Consider the following 16114-nt stretch of genomic DNA (forward strand, 5'->3'; position numbering starts at 1 on the left):
TCGACTCCTGGAGTGTTCATGACGGCACTGCGTGATCGACTGACGGTCCCGGTCCTCGCGTTCGGTGGGATTCTCATGGCCGTCATGCAGACGGTGGTGGTGCCGCTGCTGCCCGACCTGCCGCGACTGACCGGAGCGTCGGCGGGCGCCGTGTCCTGGATGGTGACGGCGACGCTGCTGGCGGGAGCGGTCCTGACCCCTGTACTGGGGCGCGCCGGCGACATGTACGGCAAGAAGCGCGTGCTGCTGCTCGCCCTCGGGATGATGACGGTGGGCGCGCTGATGTGCGCCCTCACGTCCGACATCCGCGTGCTCATCGCGGCGCGCGCCCTGCAGGGTGCGGCGGCGGCCGTCGTACCGCTGTCGATCAGCATCCTGCGGGACGAACTGCCGCCCGACCGCACGGGTTCCGCGGTGGCGCTGATGAGCTCCACCGTGGGAATCGGCGCCGCGCTGGGCCTGCCACTCGCCGCGCTGATCGTCCAGTACGCCAACTGGCACGTCATGTTCTGGGCGACGACCGCGCTCGGCGTCATCGGAACGACGCTGGCCTGGTGGTCGGTGCGCGAGTCGTCCGTCCGCGAGCCGGGCCGCTTCGACACACTCGGCGCGCTGGGCCTGGCCGTGGGTCTCTCCTGCCTGCTGCTGGGCGTCTCGCAGGGCGGTCAATGGGGCTGGACCAGCCCCCGGATCCTGGGCCTGCTCGTCGGCTGCGTCTGCGTCCTCAGCCTGTGGTGGGCGCAGCAGCTGCGCGCCCGACGCCCGCTGGTCGACCTGAAGCTGGCCACCAGCCCACGGGTTGCCCTGCCCCACGTGGCCGCGCTGCTGACCGGATTCGCCTTCTACGCCAACTCCCTGGTGACGGCGCAGCTGGTGCAGGCGCCCAAGGAGACCGGCTACGGACTCGGGCTGTCCATCGTGGCGACGGGTCTGATCATGCTGCCCGGCGGGGTGATCATGCTGCTGCTCTCGCCCGTCTCGGCGCGTCTCTCGGCGGCCCGCGGCGCCCGCGTGACGCTGGCCGTCGGGACCCTGATCATCGCCCTCGGCTATGGCATACGCATCATCGACAGCCGCGATCTATGGGTGATCATTCTGGCCTCCGCGGTCTGCGCCACGGGCACCACCTTGTCCTACTCCGCCCTGCCCACCCTGATCCTGCGGGCCGTGCCCGCCGGGCAGACCGCGTCGGCGAACGGCGTCAACGTGCTGATGCGCACCATCGGGCAGGCCGTGAGCAGCGCCGCCGTCGCGGCTATCCTCGTCCACCACACCAGCCTGGTCGGCGGCGCCCCGATAGCGACGCTGCACGGCTATCTGCTGGCCTTCGCCATGGCGGGTACGGTCGCCCTGGTGGCCTGTGCCGCCGCCCTCGTCATCCCCGCCGACCCCGCCACCCCGGGCGCCCGACGGACCTCCACCGGTACGGAAGCGCCTCGCGACGAGGCGCTGGAAGGAGCATGAGCACCGTGACCACCCCGTCCTCCGGCCTCACGGCACCCGCTGCCGCCGCCGCGCCGCGCCGCGACGCCGAGGCGACGAAGGCTTCGATCCTCCGGGCGGCCCGCCATCTGCTGGCCAGGTATGCCCACGCGGACATCACGCTCAAGGCGATCGCCGACCGGGCGGGCGTGAGCGCGCCGCTGATCCTCAAGTACTTCGGCAACAAGGACGCGCTCTTCGCGCGCGTGATGTCCTTCGAGACGGACGCGACCGGCCTCCTGGACGCACCCCTGGAGGACCTCGGCCGCCACATGGTCCGCCAACTGCTGGTCGGCCAGACCCAGCACGGCGCCGACCCGATCCTGCGGATCATCTTCGCCCCGCTCCAGGGCGAGCAGGGCGACATACTGCGTGCCAACTTCCGTGCCCAGGTCAGCGACCGTCTCGCCCTGCGCCTCACCGGCCCCGACGCGGGCCTGCGCGCCGAACTCGTCCTCAGCACTCTGCTCGGCCTCGGCGTGATGTACGGCATCGCGCGGGGCACCCGCCTGCGCGCGACCCCGATCGAGGACATCGTCGACCGCTACGGCGCGACGGTGCAGGCACTCCTGACGCCGTGAGGTCGATGGCCCTGACGCGCCCGCCCCGCACACCTATGATCCGTGATCATGAAGACTTTCACGTACATGAACGCCACTGACGGCGCAGGGGAGTTGGGCGCCCAGCAGCCCGGCCTCCTCGACACCATGTCGACGATGCGCGCGATGCGCCGGCTCAAGCCGGATCCCGTTCCGCGCGCGGTGCTGGAACAACTCGTCCAGGCCGCCGTGTGGGGGCCCAGCGGCGGGAACATGCAGTGCTACGAGTACGTCGTCGTCACCGACCCCGACGTCATGACGCGCCTCGCACCCCTGTGGCGCCGGTGCGTGGACGCGTATCTGGCGACCACCGGCAAGTACGCGCCCGAGGGCATGGACGAGGCGGCGTATGCGCGGATGGTGGCCGCCATCGAGTACCAGCGCGACCACTTCGCCGAAACCCCCGCACTGGTCGTCCCCTGCTATCGCTTCCCGGCGCCGCGCCTCGACCCGGACGGCCTGCGGATCTGGGCCGAGGAACTCGGTCCGGAAGCGAGCGCCCGTATGGGTGCCGGACAGGAGCGCTTCGCCGCCCTCGCGGAGGGCTCGTGCGTCTACCCGGGCGTACAGAACCTGCTGCTCGCCGCGCGCGGCCTCGGTCTCGCCGCCAACCTCACCATCTGGCACCTCTTCCTCGAGGAGGAGTGGAAGCGGGAGCTGGACATCCCCGAGGACATGCGGACCTTCGCCGTCGTCCCCGTCGGGTGGCCCGTCGGAAGGTTCGGTCCGGTGCGGCGGCGGCCGGTCGCCGACGTCGTTCACTGGGACCGCTGGTAGTGCGTAGGGCGGCGGTCAGTTCACTCCGTGCGGCCGGAACTGGATGCTGATCCGCGGTCCGGCCGCACGTGCCGTCTTGGGAATGGCGTGCTCCCAGGTGCGCTGGCAGGAGCCGCCCATCACGATCAGGTCGCCGTGTCCGAGGGGGCGCCGTACGGTGTCCCCGCCGTGGCGCGGGCGCAGCAGCAGGTCGCGCGGGGCACCCACGGAGAGAATCGCGACCATGGTGTCCTCCCGCGCGCCCCGCCCGATCCGGTCACCGTGCCAGGCCACGCTGTCACGGCCGTCCCGGTAGTAGCAAAGACCCGCTGTGGTGAAGGGTTCGCCCAACTCCTCGGCGTAATGCGCGGACAGCGCGTCCCGCGCCTCGTCGAGGACCGGGTGCGGCAGCGTGTCGCCGGCCCGGTAGTAGGCGAGCAGCCGCGGTACGTCCACCACGTGCTCGTACATCTGCCGGCGCTCCGCCCGCCACGGCACCTCGGCGACGAGCCGCGCGAAGAGCGCGTCGGCCCCACCGAGCCATCCGGGCAACAGGTCGATCCAGGCCCCGTCGGTCAGCGTGGTCCTGTGCATTCCGTTCAGCGGACTGAGGTGAAGCTCGTCGGTCTGGTCGAAGAGCGAGCCCTGGAGGTGCGTGGACATACGCCCAGCGTACTCCTTAATCGAATATGTGTTCCATGTGAATCTCCCCTCTTCGCGCCGCCAGGCAACCTCGCGCACGCCGTCGTCATCTTGATCGGCAACGGTTCACTATGCACCCCATGTATACATGTCATGTATACATGGGGTGCATAGGTGAATGGCCGACATCACGACCGAAAGGCATCCATGTACGGCAAGGCCTTCGCCCCCGAGTACCAGGGCGCTTTGACCACCCTGTCCGTGAACTCCTCGCTGACCGACGTCCTGGCGGCGGGCACCGAGCAGCTGCGCGCGGCCGAGCGGGCGGGCGCCCGCGCCGAAGCGGCCCGCTCGGGCCTCGCGGTCGCCGAGGCACACCGCAGGCTCGGGCAGGTGGCGGACGCCGACCGGGCGTGGAAGGCGAGCTACCGCACCGCCCGCGAGGCGGGGGACACCGGAGCGATGGCGTGGGCGCTGTGGAGCGGCGGCACGCTGGCCCGGCAGCGCGGCGCGTTCCCGCTGGCCTGGCGGCTGCTGCGACTGGCCGCCGACCTCGGCGGGCAGGCCGGGGACGTGGTCGTACGCGGTTACTCCCTGGCCGGGATGGCGGAGACCGGCCGCATCCAGGGCGACTACGCCGCCGTGACCGCTCTGCACGAACAGCTCCTGGCCGAGGCACGCAAGCGCGGCGAGGCCCGCCACACCGTGTGGGCGCTGGAGGGTATCGCGCAGATACACCGCAACACCGGTGCCTACGACACCGCGTACACCCTGTTCGAGGAGGCGGCCCAGATCGCCGCGCGCGCCGAGGACAGGCGCGGCCACGCCTGGGCCCTGCGGGGTCTCGCGGACATCGTCTCGGTACGCGACCGGGACCCGGAGCGCGCGCTGAAGCTGCTGAGCGAGGCGGAGGCCTCCTGTCGTGCGATGAACCTGTCCGGTGCGCTCGCCTACAACCACAAGATGCGCGGCAATGTCCTCTACCGGGCCGGGCGTTACGAACGGGCACGGGACGTCTACGCGCAGGCGCTGGCGGAGTTCGAGGCGATGAGCGAGCCGCGCGGCCGGGCGCTGTCCCGCCTGGGGCTGGTCAAGTCCCTGGCCCGGCTCGGCCGCGACCGTGCCGAGACCGCCGCGGAACTGACCGAACTGGCCCGGGTGTTGGAGGGAATCGGGCTGCGGCACGCCCGTGAGATGGTCGAGCGGGCACGGACCGAACTCGGCATCGGCCCGGAATCCGCCTTGGATGCGGAGGCCGCGCGATGACGACTCTGCCCACGGCCGTTCAGTCGCCGCCCGCCGCCCCGGAGATCCTGCGCCGCTGCCGCGAACTGGTCGCCCCGGCACTCGCGCAGGCGATCGGCGGACTGCACCCCTGGGTGGGGGAGATGGCCGGCTACGCCCTGGGCCGCTGTGAGGTCGGCGGCGCTCCCGCGGCCCACCGTCAGGGCAAGGGCGTACGGCAGGCACTCGCCGTGCTGGGTGCGGAGGCGGCCGGAGGTTCCGCCGCGGCGGGCGTGCCGGGTGCCGTCGCGGTGGAACTGGTGCACACCTTCTCCCTCCTGCACGACGACATCATGGACGGCGACGCGCTGCGCCGTGGCCGCCCCGCGGTGTGGAAGGCGTACGGCACCGGACCCGCCGTCCTCGCCGGCGACGCGCTGTTCGCCCTGGCCGTCGAGACCCTCACCGTGGCGCCCTCGACTCAGCACGCCGCGGCGTCCGTACGGCAGTTGACGAAGGCCCTCGGCGACCTGGTTCGCGGCCAGGCGGACGACCTGCTGTTCGTCCACCGTCCGTGGCGCGGACCCGACGCGGTGGGCCTGCGGGAGTACGAGGCGATGGCCGAGCACAAGACCGGGGCCCTGCTCGGTTGTTCGCTGGCCGTGGGAGCCCAACTGGCAGGAGCGTCGGGGGAGACGGTCACCGCGCTGGACCGTGCCGGACGTCATCTCGGGGTGGCCTTCCAGATCGCCGACGACCTTCTGGCTATCTGGGGCGATCCGGCTGTCACCGGCAAACCGGTCCACGGCGATCTGCGGCAGGGGAAGAAGACCCTGCCGGTCCTCGCCGCCCTCGCCGCGCCGGGCAACCGCGCGCTCGCCGAACTCCTCGCCTCCGCGGCCGTCCTCGACGACATCGCCGTACGCCGGGCGGTGACCCTCGTCGAGCGGGCCGGTGGCCGTTCGGCGGCCCTGCGGGAGGCGCGACGGCATCTCGGCGCGGGGGACGCCCTGCTGGCGAGCGCTTCCCTGGCCCCGCGCCCCGCCGGTGAACTGCGCACGCTGCTGTCCTCGCTCGCTCACCGGTCCATCTGACGCCGAAGGGGCCCCGCCGGGTGGTGGGGCCCCTTCGCTCTTCCCGCGCTCAGTGCTGCTGCGCCTTCTGCGGTGTCACCTCGCTGGGGCGTACCACGACGAAGCCGTCGCCCTCCAGCTTGAGCTGCACGGCCTCGCCGGAGCCGCCGCGGATCATCGAGCCGATCGACTGCGAGCGGTGCAGCGAGGTGTGCAGGTGGGCGGTCCAGCCGACGACCGCGTCCGTATCGACGTACACCGGCTGTTGCGGCGATACGGGGATGACCAGCGGGTTGCCGTCACAGACCAGGCCCAGCCTGCCGTGGCCGCTGAAGACGCTGTTGAACAGGCCGCCGCCGGTGATGCCCGCGCCCTTCACGGTCTTTATCTCGTACGACAGCGTGGAATCGAAGCACAGGACATGGCGGCCGTTGACGGTGAACACGTCGCCAGGCTCGATGTCGACGATGAAGCAGTTCTGCGCCTCGTGCGCGAACCAGGCCTCGCCCTGCCCGCGTACGGTCATCAGCGGGAGTCCCTCGCCGGTGACCGCCCGCTTGAGCATGCCGCCCACGCCCTGGCCCTTGCGCTCGAACTGGAGATTCCCCCGGTAGGCGACCATCGCCCCCTGGCGCGCGAGCATGTCGCCGTTGACGGCGTACTTGATCGACTTGGCGTTCTGGATGGTCATGCCCGGCGCGACGGCGGGCTGCACCATGTGGTCACTGGAAAAGAGATCACCCTTCATGCGGGCATCTTGGCCCGGAGGGCGTCGTTCCGCCAGGATCGTGCGCGTCCAGGCGTGGTGGGGGATGCGCGAAGGGCCGGTCCGGGTGAACCGGACCGGCCCCTACGGCAGTTGTCAGGCGGCGACGGCCTGGCTGTGGAGGCGCTCGACGACCTCGGCGAGCTGGCCCGCGACCTCGGCGTCATCGGCCGGGTGGGTGTCGGCGAACCGGGTCACGGAGCCGGGGATGGCGAGCTTGACGTCCTCCAGGACGGTGCCGCCGGCGATGCCCACGGCCTTGCGGGCCTCGTCCTGCGCCCAGACGCCGCCGAACTGGCCGAACGCGGTGCCGACCACGGCGACCGGCTTGCCGGTGAAGGCGCCGGCGCCGTAGGGGCGGGACAGCCAGTCGATGGCGTTCTTCAGGACGGCCGGGATCGTGCCGTTGTACTCCGGCGAGAAGAGCAGGAAGGCCTCGGCCTGGCCGGCGGCCTCACGCAGCCGGACGGCGGCGGCGGGCACGCTGCCCTCGACGTCGAGGTCCTCGTTGTAGAAGGGGATCTCGGCCAGTCCTTCGAACAGCTCGACGTCGGCACCCTCGGGGGCGAGCTTGACGGCGGCCTCCGCGAGCTGGCGGTTGTGGGAACCGGCGCGCAGGCTGCCGACGAGCGCGAGGATACGTACGGACATGACTAACTCCCGGGGACGAAACAGTGCGGCAGTAAAACGGACCGAGGTCCGTTGAATTTTGTATCACTGTAACGGACCGCGGTCCAGTTATCCCCGTGTGCCGTTACGCTGTGTTCATGTCCACCCCACTTCCGCCGTTCCCGAAGCGGCAGGAACCCTCCGAAGAGCCCGTTCCGCTGGAGCTGACGTCCAGGCCCGACGGGCCGCAGCTGCGGGCCGACGCCGCCCGCAACCGCGCGCGTCTGCTGGAGGCCGCGGCCCGCCTGGTGGCGGAGCACGGGGTGGCCAACGTGACGATGGAGGCCGTGGCCTGCGCGGCCTCGGTCGGAAAGGGAACCGTCTTCCGGCGCTTCGGCGATCGCACCGGCCTGCTGCTGGCTCTCCTCGACCACACCGAGCGGCAGTTCCAGGCCGCCTTCCTCAGCGGCCCACCCCCACTGGGCCCGGGCGCGTCACCGGTGGATCGCCTGCATGCCTTCGGCTGCCGCGCCCTGCGCCTGACCTCCGATCAGCTCGACCTGTACCTCGCTGCCGGATCGGACGCCTCCCGCCGCTTCAACTCCGCCCCGTACTGCGTCCGCTTCACCCATGTCGCCATGCTCCTGCGCGAGGCCGTCCCGACCGCCGACACCGAACTCCTCGCCCAGACCCTCATGGGCTACCTGGACGCCGCCCTCATCCACCACTTGACCCGGCAGCGGGGGATGACCCTCGAGCGGCTCGAGTCCGGCTGGCGCGACCTGGTGACCCGCAGCACCTGCCCGGTTGAACGAGGCTGAGTCAGACGCCGATGTCCACCGCCGTCCCGGCGGGCAGCCGGCGGAAGCGGTCACGGATGTCGGAGAGCGCGGCGGCGAGCCGCTCCTCGAGGGCCGCGCGGCGCCCTCGAGGAGGTGCTGCCGGCCTTCGTAGTGGACGGGCAGGGCGGTGTGCGGACGCAGCAGGTGGCCCAGCTCCACGGCCCGGGCGGCGGTCATGCCGTAGCAGACCGGGCCGGAGCTCGGTGACGCGGCTCCATTCACTCAGTGGCGCCTGCGCCGAGTCCCGGTGCTGAGGTTTGTCCGGGTACTCCAATGGGCCAGCGCCGATCGCGGACGCCCAGCTCGGCACGGAGCATGGGGAGCGGGCCCTGTAGCGCGGGTTCCGGATCGCCAGGAGCAGCACCGGGACCGCCAGGAACAAGGAAGAGGACGAGCCTCCATGAGCAGACGCATCCACGGTGGCCGAGGACGGCCGCGCCAAGAACGCGTGATCGCGGCCATCCTGGCCACCCTCACGTGCGGCGCCGCGCTCGTCTCGTGCGGCACGAACGGTGACGACGACAGTGGGGCCTCGGTCAGCCCGCGCCCCACCCCGCCGAACACGGCCTCGTTCACCGGGACACCGCCGTCCGCCCTGGCGTCGGCCGCCTCCTCGGCTCTCGATTCCGCCCGGGCTTCGGCCTCGGCGGCGGCGTCCTCCCTGTCCGCCGCCGCGTCGGAGTTCGCGGCGTCCGTCTCGGCCGACACGGCCCGCGCGAGCGCGACCGCGGAGGCGGAGCTGAAGAAGGTTCAGGGCAGCGGCAACGCGGTGTCCGACGTCGCCATGACCGGCCTGCCCAGGTCCCAGACGGGCGGGCTGCTCGCCGTCCTCATCACCATCACCAACAAGACCGACCAGAAGGCGTCCTACGCCGTGCAGATCGACTTCGAGGACGCCGAAGGAAAGGTCGTGGAGACCAGGTTCGTGGGAGCGGAGAACCTCGAGCCGGGGCAGCGCGCCCAGCCCGTCGCCGTCAGCGGACAGCCCGCCGAACCCCAGCTGACCCCGCGCCTGACCAAGGCCCAGCGGTACTGACACGGTTTCCGGATCTGCTTCGGGGCCGGCCGAAGGCATGAGCGGAGCCTCGACTCGGCTGCGGGTGGCGCGCCTGATGGCCTGGGTGCTGGCCGTCCTGTGCATCGTGATCGTGACGGCCACGGCCACGGCCCGCAGCACCGTGCTCAGCGCCGGCTTCTACCGGTCCGCACTCGACGACCAGCGCGCGTACGACCGGCTGTACGACCAGGTGCTCGTCGATCCCGCCGTCGCACCGGTCACCCGCGATCTGCTCGGACGGCTGCCGGTCCCGGAGGCGGCGGTGACGTCCAACCTGAAGGTCGTCCTGCCACCCCAGACACTCCGGGCGCTCGTCGACGAGCAGGTGCGGCATCTCATCGCCCATCTGCGCGGCGACCAGGACCCGCTGCGCCTGTCGATCGACATGCGACCGCTGATCGCGCACATCGGCGATCTCTCCCAGATCTACTTCGGCGATCTGGTCGCCTCGCTGCAGGAGCGGCCGGTGGCCGACTTCGCGGTGTTCCGGAGCGACCTCGGTCAGGCCCTGGACCGGCTGGCCGAGGGGCAGGCCCCCACGTGGCTGCCGCGGCTTCCCCTGTCTCAGGAGCAGGCAGCGGCCGCCACCGACACCCTCCTGCGGCTGGTGCCGCAGAGCGAGCGGTCCGCGCTGCGTCCCGAGGTCGAGGTGGCCCTCGCGAACGGGGACGTCGCCGGGGCACTCGCCGCCGTCGGACCCGCCGTCTTCTCCGACCGCACCCGCGAGGCCGTGACGCACCTGCGGGGCGTCGCCGACGGGAACGCCTGGCACATCACCGCCGACCTCGACCGGACCGACGGCACGCTCCAGCACCTGAGCGCCGTCACCCGACTCGCGCTCGACGTCGTCGAACCGCTGGCCCTGCTGTTCGCCGCCACCTGTCTCGGCGCCCTGTGGTTCACCGGGCCGAAGAGCGTGCCGGGGCGGCTGCGGCAGCTGGGCCGGGTGCTTGCGGCGGGAGGCCTACTGGCGGTGGCGACCGTGCTGGTGCTGGGCCTTGCGACCGGCCGCCGCGTGGTGGACACCTCGCCGTCCTGGCCCGACGCGGTGTCGAACCTGGTCGACGACGTGCAGACCGCCGCGTTCGACCGCCTGCTCACCGTGGCCGCGACGACCGCTCTCGTCCCCCTCGCGGCGGGCGCCGTCCTCGTCGCCGTCGCCTGGTACGCGCAGCGGCGCCCGGCGCCGTTCGCCCGGCGCCGCGCCCAGATGCTGCCGGCGCTGGGAGTCACGGCCGTCGCCCTGGCCGGTGTGGCACTGGTCCCGCTCGCCTTCGCCGGCCACGGCGCCCGCTTCTGCCAGGGCAGCACCCGCCTGTGCGACCTGTCGTACGACGAACTCGCCCAGCTCACCTCGCACAACGCCATGGCGACGACGGCGAACCGGTTCATCGGCCCGCTCCAGGACCCCGACGTGACCGGCCAACTCAACGACGGTGTGCGCACGTTGCAGATCGACACCTACCGGTGGGAGCGCCCCGAGGACATCGCGGGACGGCTGGCGCAGTCCGACTTCCCGCCCGTGCTGCGCGAAGAGATCGCCGACGTCGTCAACAGGTTCAACCCGCCCCGCGAAGGCCTGTGGCTGTGCCACGCCCTGTGCCGTGCGGGTGCCCTGGAACTGGTGCCGTACCTAAGAGAGGTGGGGGAGTGGCTGCGCGCCAACCCGAGCGAGGTCCTGACCCTGATCGTGCAGGACGACATCAGTGGCGCGGACACCGCGCAGGCCTTCGAGCAGGCCGGTCTGGACAATCTGCTGTTCACGCCGGACGACGATCCGAACCATCCCTGGCCCACCCTCGGCGAGATGATCGACGACGGCCACCGGCTCGTCGTCTTCGCCGAGCAGGCCGACGGACCCGCGCCCTGGTACCGGAACTTCTACCGGTACGGGATGGAGACCCCCTTCGCTTTCCGGTCTCCGCAGGAGATGAACTGCGACCCGCACCGCGGAGGCACGGACAAACGGCTCTTCCTCCTCAACCACTTCATCACCACCGCCGGCGGCAGCCGACTGGACGCGGGACAGGTCAACCGACGGGCGGATGTCCTGGACCGCGTCCACCGGTGCGAGCGGCAACGCGGTCGGCCGGTCAACTTCGTCGCCGTGGACTACACGACGATCGGTGACGCGCGGGGCGCGGTGGAGGAACTCAACGCCCAGCGCGTACAACGACATTGACGAGGGGCCGGCTCAGGCCTCGCGGATCAGATGCACCGCCGTGCTGGACCAGTCGCCCGGCGGCAGGTCGAAGTCGAGCCCGTACTCGCCGAGCACCGTGGAGTGATGCACGGCTCCGGTCCGCGCGTCGCGATAGCGGGCCCCGGGTGTCAGGCCGCGCAGTCGCACCGGCAGCCGCGGGACGCCATGGCGGGAGACACGTCGGTAGGCGAGCAGCAGGGTCTCCGAGGCGTCCGCGGCGGTGTACTGCGTCACGGTGACGGAGTCGTCGGCGGGCGGCGACAGCCGGTCCAGCCTGCCGTGCTGCACCAGGGGGCGCACCTTCTTGTACTCGGCCACCAGGCCGGCCGCCTCCCGCAGTTCCTCCTCGGACCAATGAGTGAGATCGCCCCCGATGCCCAGCGCCCCGGCCATCGCGACATGGAAGCGGAAGCGCAGCGGGACACTGCGGGCGGTCAGCTGGTTCGGTACGTCCGTCACCCACGAGCCCATGGTGCGCGCGGGGTAGACCTGACCGTAGCCGTGCTGGATCCACATCCGGTCGGCGGCGTCCGTGTTGTCCGAGGCCCACGCCTGGTCCGTACGGGAGAGGATGCCCAGGTCGACCCGGCCGCCCCCGCCGCTGCACGTCTCGATCCGCAGCGCCGGATGGTCGGCACGCAGCCGGTCGACGATCTCGTAGAGGTGGCGCACGTACTGGGGGCCGAGGCGGTCGGCGCCGTCCTGCTGCCCGGGCCAGCCGGCCTCGCTGAACGCGCGGTTCATGTCCCACTTGAGGAAGTCGATGCCATGGTCGCCGACCAGCCGGGTCAGCCAGCCGTAGGCCCAGTCGGCGACGTCGCGGCGGGCGAAGTTGAGGACCAGCTGGTTGCGCAGCTCGGAGCGGGGGCGGCCGGGGAAGTGCAGGACCCAGTCGGGGTGTTCCCGGTAGAGATCGCTGTCCGGGTTCACCATCTCGGGCTCCACCCACAGGCCGAAGCGCATCCCGAGCCCGTGCACCGCGCCGACCAGCGGCGCGAGCCCGTCCGGGAAGCGCTCGGGCGTCGGCGTCCAGTCGCCGAGGCCCGCCTGGTCGTTGCGGCGTGCCCCGAACCAGCCGTCGTCGACGACGTACAGCTCCACTCCGAGCGCCGCGGCCCGTTCGGCGAGTGCCTTCTGACCGGCCTCGTCGACGTCGAATCCGGTCGCCTCCCAGGAGTTGTAGAGCACCGGGGCGAACTCGTTCGCACGCGGCAGGACATGAGCCAGGATGTACGCGTGCCAGGCGCGGGACGCCGCGCCGAAACCGCCGTCGGTGCACAGTCCCGCGAACGGGGGAGTGGTGAACTCCTCGCCCGGCGCGAGCGGCACACTCGTACCGTCCTGGCCGAGGCCTCCGGTGAATCCGGCGCGGCCGTCGGGAGTGCGCTGTACGGTGACGCGCCAGCTCCCGCTCCAGGCCAGGGCGGCGCTCCACACACGGCCGTGGTCCTCCGTCGCCTCACCGGCGTCGAGCATCACCCAGGGGTTCGCGTGGTGGCTGGTGGTCCCGCGACGGCTGGTCAACACGGTTTCGCCGTACGGAAGGTGCTCGCGGCGCAATTGGGACTCGGCGGACCACTGCCCGGTGACATGGCTGAGCCGGTAGTCCCGCAGCGGCGGCAGGGACCAGGCGGCGGAGTCGGCGCGCAGCAGGGTGACCGGCTCGTCGCCGGTGTTGCGGACGACGGTCCAGCGCTCGATGACGTCGGTGTCGTCGCGCACCTGGTAGTGGAGGGCCACCTGCAAGGGGTAGCGGCGGTCGCGGAACGACAGCACCAACTCGCCCTTGTCGACGTGATGGCCGATCGGCTGCCACTCGAAGGCACGGGATCCGTCCGCGAACCTGACCTGCAGGGACGGTGGTCCGTAGCGTGTGCCGCCGTCGACGGGGAGCTCTTCCCCGACGGTCGGCAGTCCTTCGAAGCTGCTGGTCGCGGCCGCCGGGGGGACGGCGAGCTGCTGGGCTTCCTCGAGCGTCAGCCGTGGGCCCCACGCGACATGGCAGGGCGCTCCGGTCTCGTCGATCCGCAGCGCGTACGACGTGTGCGGTGTGGACAGCAGCCAGAGCCCGGTGTCCGGGGCGAAGGTGATCGGCGACATGGATCCTCGAGTTCAGATGGTGCCACGCAGGAGACACCGGAAGTCAACCGTGACCTTGGATCACGTGTCAATATCTCGCTATGTTCTTGTTTTTGTAGGTTGAGGGTGTCATGCAAAGCATTCTCAAGAGGATCTTGTTTCTTTTATTGACAACAGAAAATAAGGACCCTAGGTTCCGGCCATGCGCTCGACCAGTCGAACAGAGGCGTTCCCGGCCCACACGCCGGCCGTTGCCCAGATCTTCACCACCGTGCTGTCCCATGGCCCGCTCACGCGGTCGGAGATCGCGGGGCGGACCAGGTTGTCCGCCGCGGCGGTCACGAAGGCGGTACGGCCTCTGATCGAGGTCGGCTACCTCATGGAGGACGTCGACGAGGACGCGCGGCAGTCGTCCCTCGGCAGGCCCGCCAACCCGGTGCGGGTCGACGGCGGGAGGGCACTGTTCATCGGAGTCAAGATGACCGGCGACGAACTCATCGCCGTACTCACGGACTTGTGCTGTCGCATCAGAGTCGCCCGGCATGTGCCGCTCACGACCCGCGACCCCAAGGCGGTACTGGCGCTGACCGCGGGGGTTGTACAGGAGCTGCTGACCGAGGCCGACGGCTTCGGCGTCCAGGTCCAGGGCCTGGGCATCGCGGTCTCCGGTGATGTGGACCGCGCCGCCGGCGTGGTGCGGTACTCACCCTTCCTGGAATGGCGCGACGTTCCGCTCGCCGAACTGGCCCGCACGACGACGGGGCTGCCGGTCACCGTCGACAACGACGTCCGGGCACTGACCGTCGCCGAGCAGTGGTTCGGAGCCGGGGTCGGCCTCTCCGACTTCGCCGTGGTGACCGTCGGCGCCGGGATCGGCTGCGGTCTCGTGGTGCACGGGCAGGTCGTGTCCGGGGCGTACGGCGTGGCAGGTGAGATCGGGCACGTCGCCATCGACCCGGCCGGCCCTCTCTGCCACTGCGGCAACCGGGGCTGTGTGGAGGCGATCGCCGCGGACTCGGCGATCGTCAGCAGGATCCGGGAGGTGACCGGTGTAGAAGTCGCCGACGCCGCCCAGGCCTTGGACCTGGCCCATGACGGGAACCCCGGAGCGCGGGAAGTGTACGCGAGGGCGGGGGAGGCGATCGGCCGCGGTATCGCGACGGTGGTCAATCTGCTCGGCCCCGAGCGAGTGATCATCTCCGGCGAAGGGCTGGCGGCGTACGACCTGTTCGCGGAGCAGATCCGCGACGCGTTCGCCGCGACCGCCTTCGGATCGGCCGCGCGGTGCGACGTACAGACCCACCCCCTGCCCTTCGAGGAGTGGGCGCGCGGCGCCGCGGCCACCGCCATCCAGTCCTTCATTCGAGCCGACACGGACTGACCGTCGCACGCGTCCAGATCCATCCGTACCCATAAGCGGTGATACGCATCGAAAGGCACGAGGAGCAACGATGACGCAGCAGAGTCGCAACCTCTTGGCGGCACGCGGACCCAGCCGCCGCAGAGTGACCGGTGGACTGATGGGGCTCGGGGCAGCCGCCTTGGCCGCGCCCGTTCTGACCGCGTGCGGCGGCGGACCGGCAGCCGACCCGAAGACGGTCACCTTCGGGTCCAACGGCGCCGACGCCACCCCGAAGAAGGCCTACACCACCGTCACCGAAGCGTTCACCAAGGACAGCGGGCTGACGGTCAAGACCAACACCGTCGACCACGACACTTTCCAGAAGAGCATCACCACCTATCTGCAGGGCACCCCGGACGACGTCTTCACCTGGTTCGCCGGCTACCGCATGCAGTACTTCGCCAAGAAGAACCTCGCCACCCCGATCGACGACGTGTGGGACAAGATAGGCGGCGGCTTCAGCGACGCCGCCAAGCAGCTCTCGAAGGGCGAGGACGGCAAGTACTACTTCGTGCCGCTGTACAACTACCCGTGGGCCGTCTTCTACCGCAAGAGCGTGTTCCAGGAGCGCGGTTACGAAGTCCCGCAGAAGTGGAGCGAGTTCGTCGCGCTCGCCAAGCAGATGAAGAAGGACGGCCTCGCCCCGATCACCTCCGGATACGGCGGCGGCGACACCTGGAGCATCCTCGGCGCGTTCGACTACATCGACCTGCGGGCCAACGGCTACGACTTCCACATGTCCCTGCTGCGCGGCGAGACCTCCTGGACCGACAAGCGCGCCGTCGCGATCCTCGACACCTGGCGTGAACTGACCCCCTACTACCAGGCGAGCGGCGGCGGCCGCTCCTGGCAGGACGCCGCGCAGTCCCTGCTGGACAAGAAGTCCGGGATGTCGGTCACCGGCCTCTTCCTCGGGCAGCAGGTCACCGACGAGGCGATCCGCAGTGACCTCGACTTCTTCCCCTTCCCCGAGGTCGACTCCGCGCACGGGCAGGACGCCGTCGAGGCGCCCACCGACGGGTTCATGCTCAGCCGGAGCCCCAAGAACGAGGACGGCGCCAAGAAGTTCCTGGAGTTCCTCGGCAGCGCGCAGGCCGAAGAACTGTACGCAGGCGTCGACCCGAGCAACCTCGGCGTCAACGAGCAGACCTCCACCAGTTCGTACAACGACCTGCAGAAGAAGTCCGCCGATCTCATCGGCTCCGCCAAGAACATCAGCCAGTTCGCGGACCGCGACAGCGACCCGGGCTTCATCTCCACCGTCGTACTCCCCGGCCTGACCGAGTGGCTCAGCCACCCCGACGACGGCACCGAGACGCTGAAGAAGATCGAGTCGCAGCGTTCGCGCTACTTCACGGCCTGACCAGGACCGGAAAGGTC

The 16114-nt window shown here is 70.8% G+C and carries 14 protein-coding genes; 10 read left to right on the plus strand and 4 right to left on the minus strand.

The features are described 5' to 3' along the window. Window positions 1-18: 18 nt before the first annotated feature. The 3 genes from ACX28W_RS29110 to ACX28W_RS29120 all read left to right on the plus strand — a co-directional run bounded on the left by ACX28W_RS29110 (window position 19) and on the right by ACX28W_RS29120 (window position 2858). Window positions 19-1464 (plus strand): MFS transporter, encoded by a 1446-nt coding sequence (locus tag ACX28W_RS29110; protein ID WP_459002649.1) that lies wholly within the window; start codon window positions 19-21, stop codon window positions 1462-1464. Beyond that, window positions 1461-2063 (plus strand): TetR/AcrR family transcriptional regulator, encoded by a 603-nt coding sequence (locus ACX28W_RS29115; protein ID WP_459002650.1) that lies wholly within the window; start codon window positions 1461-1463, stop codon window positions 2061-2063. Before ACX28W_RS29110 ends, ACX28W_RS29115 begins: the two co-directional genes overlap by 4 nt. A 66-nt stretch (window positions 2064-2129) precedes the next feature. Beyond that, complete coding sequence (locus ACX28W_RS29120; RefSeq protein WP_459002714.1) at window positions 2130-2858, plus strand: nitroreductase family protein; 729 nt, start codon at window positions 2130-2132, stop codon at window positions 2856-2858. Window positions 2859-2873: 15 nt separating this feature from the next. On the opposite strand, the gene ACX28W_RS29125 is transcribed toward ACX28W_RS29120, so the two are convergent. Further along, window positions 2874-3500, minus strand: a complete 627-nt coding sequence (locus ACX28W_RS29125; protein ID WP_459002651.1) for an alpha-ketoglutarate-dependent dioxygenase AlkB — start codon at window positions 3498-3500, stop codon at window positions 2874-2876. Window positions 3501-3686: 186 nt separating this feature from the next. On the opposite strand from ACX28W_RS29125, the gene ACX28W_RS29130 reads away from it, so the two are divergent. Together ACX28W_RS29130 and ACX28W_RS29135 are read left to right on the plus strand one after the other, a co-directional pair. Beyond that, complete coding sequence (locus ACX28W_RS29130; protein WP_459002652.1) at window positions 3687-4745, plus strand: tetratricopeptide repeat protein; 1059 nt, start codon at window positions 3687-3689, stop codon at window positions 4743-4745. Continuing rightward, window positions 4742-5797, plus strand: a complete 1056-nt coding sequence (locus ACX28W_RS29135) for a polyprenyl synthetase family protein (RefSeq protein ID WP_459002654.1) — start codon at window positions 4742-4744, stop codon at window positions 5795-5797. Before ACX28W_RS29130 ends, ACX28W_RS29135 begins: the two co-directional genes overlap by 4 nt. A 49-nt stretch (window positions 5798-5846) precedes the next feature. Here ACX28W_RS29135 and ACX28W_RS29140 read toward each other — a convergent pair whose 3' ends face one another. Continuing rightward, on the minus strand, window positions 5847-6524 hold the full coding sequence (locus ACX28W_RS29140) for an AIM24 family protein (RefSeq protein WP_459002655.1): 678 nt from the start codon (window positions 6522-6524) through the stop codon (window positions 5847-5849). Window positions 6525-6638: 114 nt separating this feature from the next. Continuing rightward, window positions 6639-7193, minus strand: coding sequence for an NADPH-dependent FMN reductase (locus ACX28W_RS29145; RefSeq protein WP_459002657.1), 555 nt, complete (start codon window positions 7191-7193; stop codon window positions 6639-6641). Window positions 7194-7309: 116 nt separating this feature from the next. Between ACX28W_RS29145 and ACX28W_RS29150 the strand changes: the two genes are divergently transcribed. The 3 genes from ACX28W_RS29150 to ACX28W_RS29160 all read left to right on the plus strand — a co-directional run bounded on the left by ACX28W_RS29150 (window position 7310) and on the right by ACX28W_RS29160 (window position 11232). Continuing rightward, complete coding sequence (locus ACX28W_RS29150; protein WP_459002658.1) at window positions 7310-7972, plus strand: TetR/AcrR family transcriptional regulator; 663 nt, start codon at window positions 7310-7312, stop codon at window positions 7970-7972. A 421-nt stretch (window positions 7973-8393) separates the two neighbouring features. Further along, the gene (locus ACX28W_RS29155) at window positions 8394-9029 is read left to right on the plus strand and encodes a hypothetical protein (protein WP_459002659.1); all 636 of its coding nucleotides are present in this window, start codon (window positions 8394-8396) and stop codon (window positions 9027-9029) included. A 37-nt stretch (window positions 9030-9066) separates the two neighbouring features. Beyond that, complete coding sequence (locus tag ACX28W_RS29160) at window positions 9067-11232, plus strand: PI-PLC domain-containing protein (protein WP_459002660.1); 2166 nt, start codon at window positions 9067-9069, stop codon at window positions 11230-11232. A gap of 12 nt (window positions 11233-11244) precedes the next feature. Here the strand turns inward: ACX28W_RS29160 and ACX28W_RS29165 are convergent, their stop codons facing one another. Continuing rightward, entirely contained in the window at window positions 11245-13353 is a 2109-nt protein-coding gene (locus tag ACX28W_RS29165; protein ID WP_459002661.1) for an alpha-galactosidase, read from the minus strand. A 181-nt stretch (window positions 13354-13534) separates the two neighbouring features. Here ACX28W_RS29165 and ACX28W_RS29170 point away from each other — a divergent pair, with 181 nt between their 5' ends. After that, window positions 13535-14713, plus strand: coding sequence for an ROK family protein (locus tag ACX28W_RS29170; protein WP_459002662.1), 1179 nt, complete (start codon window positions 13535-13537; stop codon window positions 14711-14713). Between the two features lie 70 nt (window positions 14714-14783). Further along, entirely contained in the window at window positions 14784-16097 is a 1314-nt protein-coding gene (locus ACX28W_RS29175) for an ABC transporter substrate-binding protein (RefSeq protein WP_459002664.1), read from the plus strand. Window positions 16098-16114 lie beyond the last annotated feature (17 nt).

Source organism: Streptomyces sp. SD15, assembly GCF_054462255.1.

Coding starts and splice junctions, on each gene's coding strand:
- ACX28W_RS29170 (WP_459002662.1), top strand. CDS start 13,535: ATGCGCTCGACCAGTCGAACAGAGGCGTTCCCGGCCCACACGCCGGCC.
- ACX28W_RS29155 (WP_459002659.1), top strand. CDS start 8,394: ATGAGCAGACGCATCCACGGTGGCCGAGGACGGCCGCGCCAAGAACGC.
- ACX28W_RS29110 (WP_459002649.1), top strand. CDS start 19: ATGACGGCACTGCGTGATCGACTGACGGTCCCGGTCCTCGCGTTCGGT.
- ACX28W_RS29165 (WP_459002661.1), bottom strand. CDS start 13,353: ATGTCGCCGATCACCTTCGCCCCGGACACCGGGCTCTGGCTGCTGTCC.
- ACX28W_RS29135 (WP_459002654.1), top strand. CDS start 4,742: ATGACGACTCTGCCCACGGCCGTTCAGTCGCCGCCCGCCGCCCCGGAG.
- ACX28W_RS29160 (WP_459002660.1), top strand. CDS start 9,067: ATGAGCGGAGCCTCGACTCGGCTGCGGGTGGCGCGCCTGATGGCCTGG.
- ACX28W_RS29140 (WP_459002655.1), bottom strand. CDS start 6,524: ATGAAGGGTGATCTCTTTTCCAGTGACCACATGGTGCAGCCCGCCGTC.
- ACX28W_RS29125 (WP_459002651.1), bottom strand. CDS start 3,500: ATGTCCACGCACCTCCAGGGCTCGCTCTTCGACCAGACCGACGAGCTT.
- ACX28W_RS29145 (WP_459002657.1), bottom strand. CDS start 7,193: ATGTCCGTACGTATCCTCGCGCTCGTCGGCAGCCTGCGCGCCGGTTCC.
- ACX28W_RS29150 (WP_459002658.1), top strand. CDS start 7,310: ATGTCCACCCCACTTCCGCCGTTCCCGAAGCGGCAGGAACCCTCCGAA.
- ACX28W_RS29120 (WP_459002714.1), top strand. CDS start 2,130: ATGAACGCCACTGACGGCGCAGGGGAGTTGGGCGCCCAGCAGCCCGGC.
- ACX28W_RS29130 (WP_459002652.1), top strand. CDS start 3,687: ATGTACGGCAAGGCCTTCGCCCCCGAGTACCAGGGCGCTTTGACCACC.
- ACX28W_RS29175 (WP_459002664.1), top strand. CDS start 14,784: ATGACGCAGCAGAGTCGCAACCTCTTGGCGGCACGCGGACCCAGCCGC.
- ACX28W_RS29115 (WP_459002650.1), top strand. CDS start 1,461: ATGAGCACCGTGACCACCCCGTCCTCCGGCCTCACGGCACCCGCTGCC.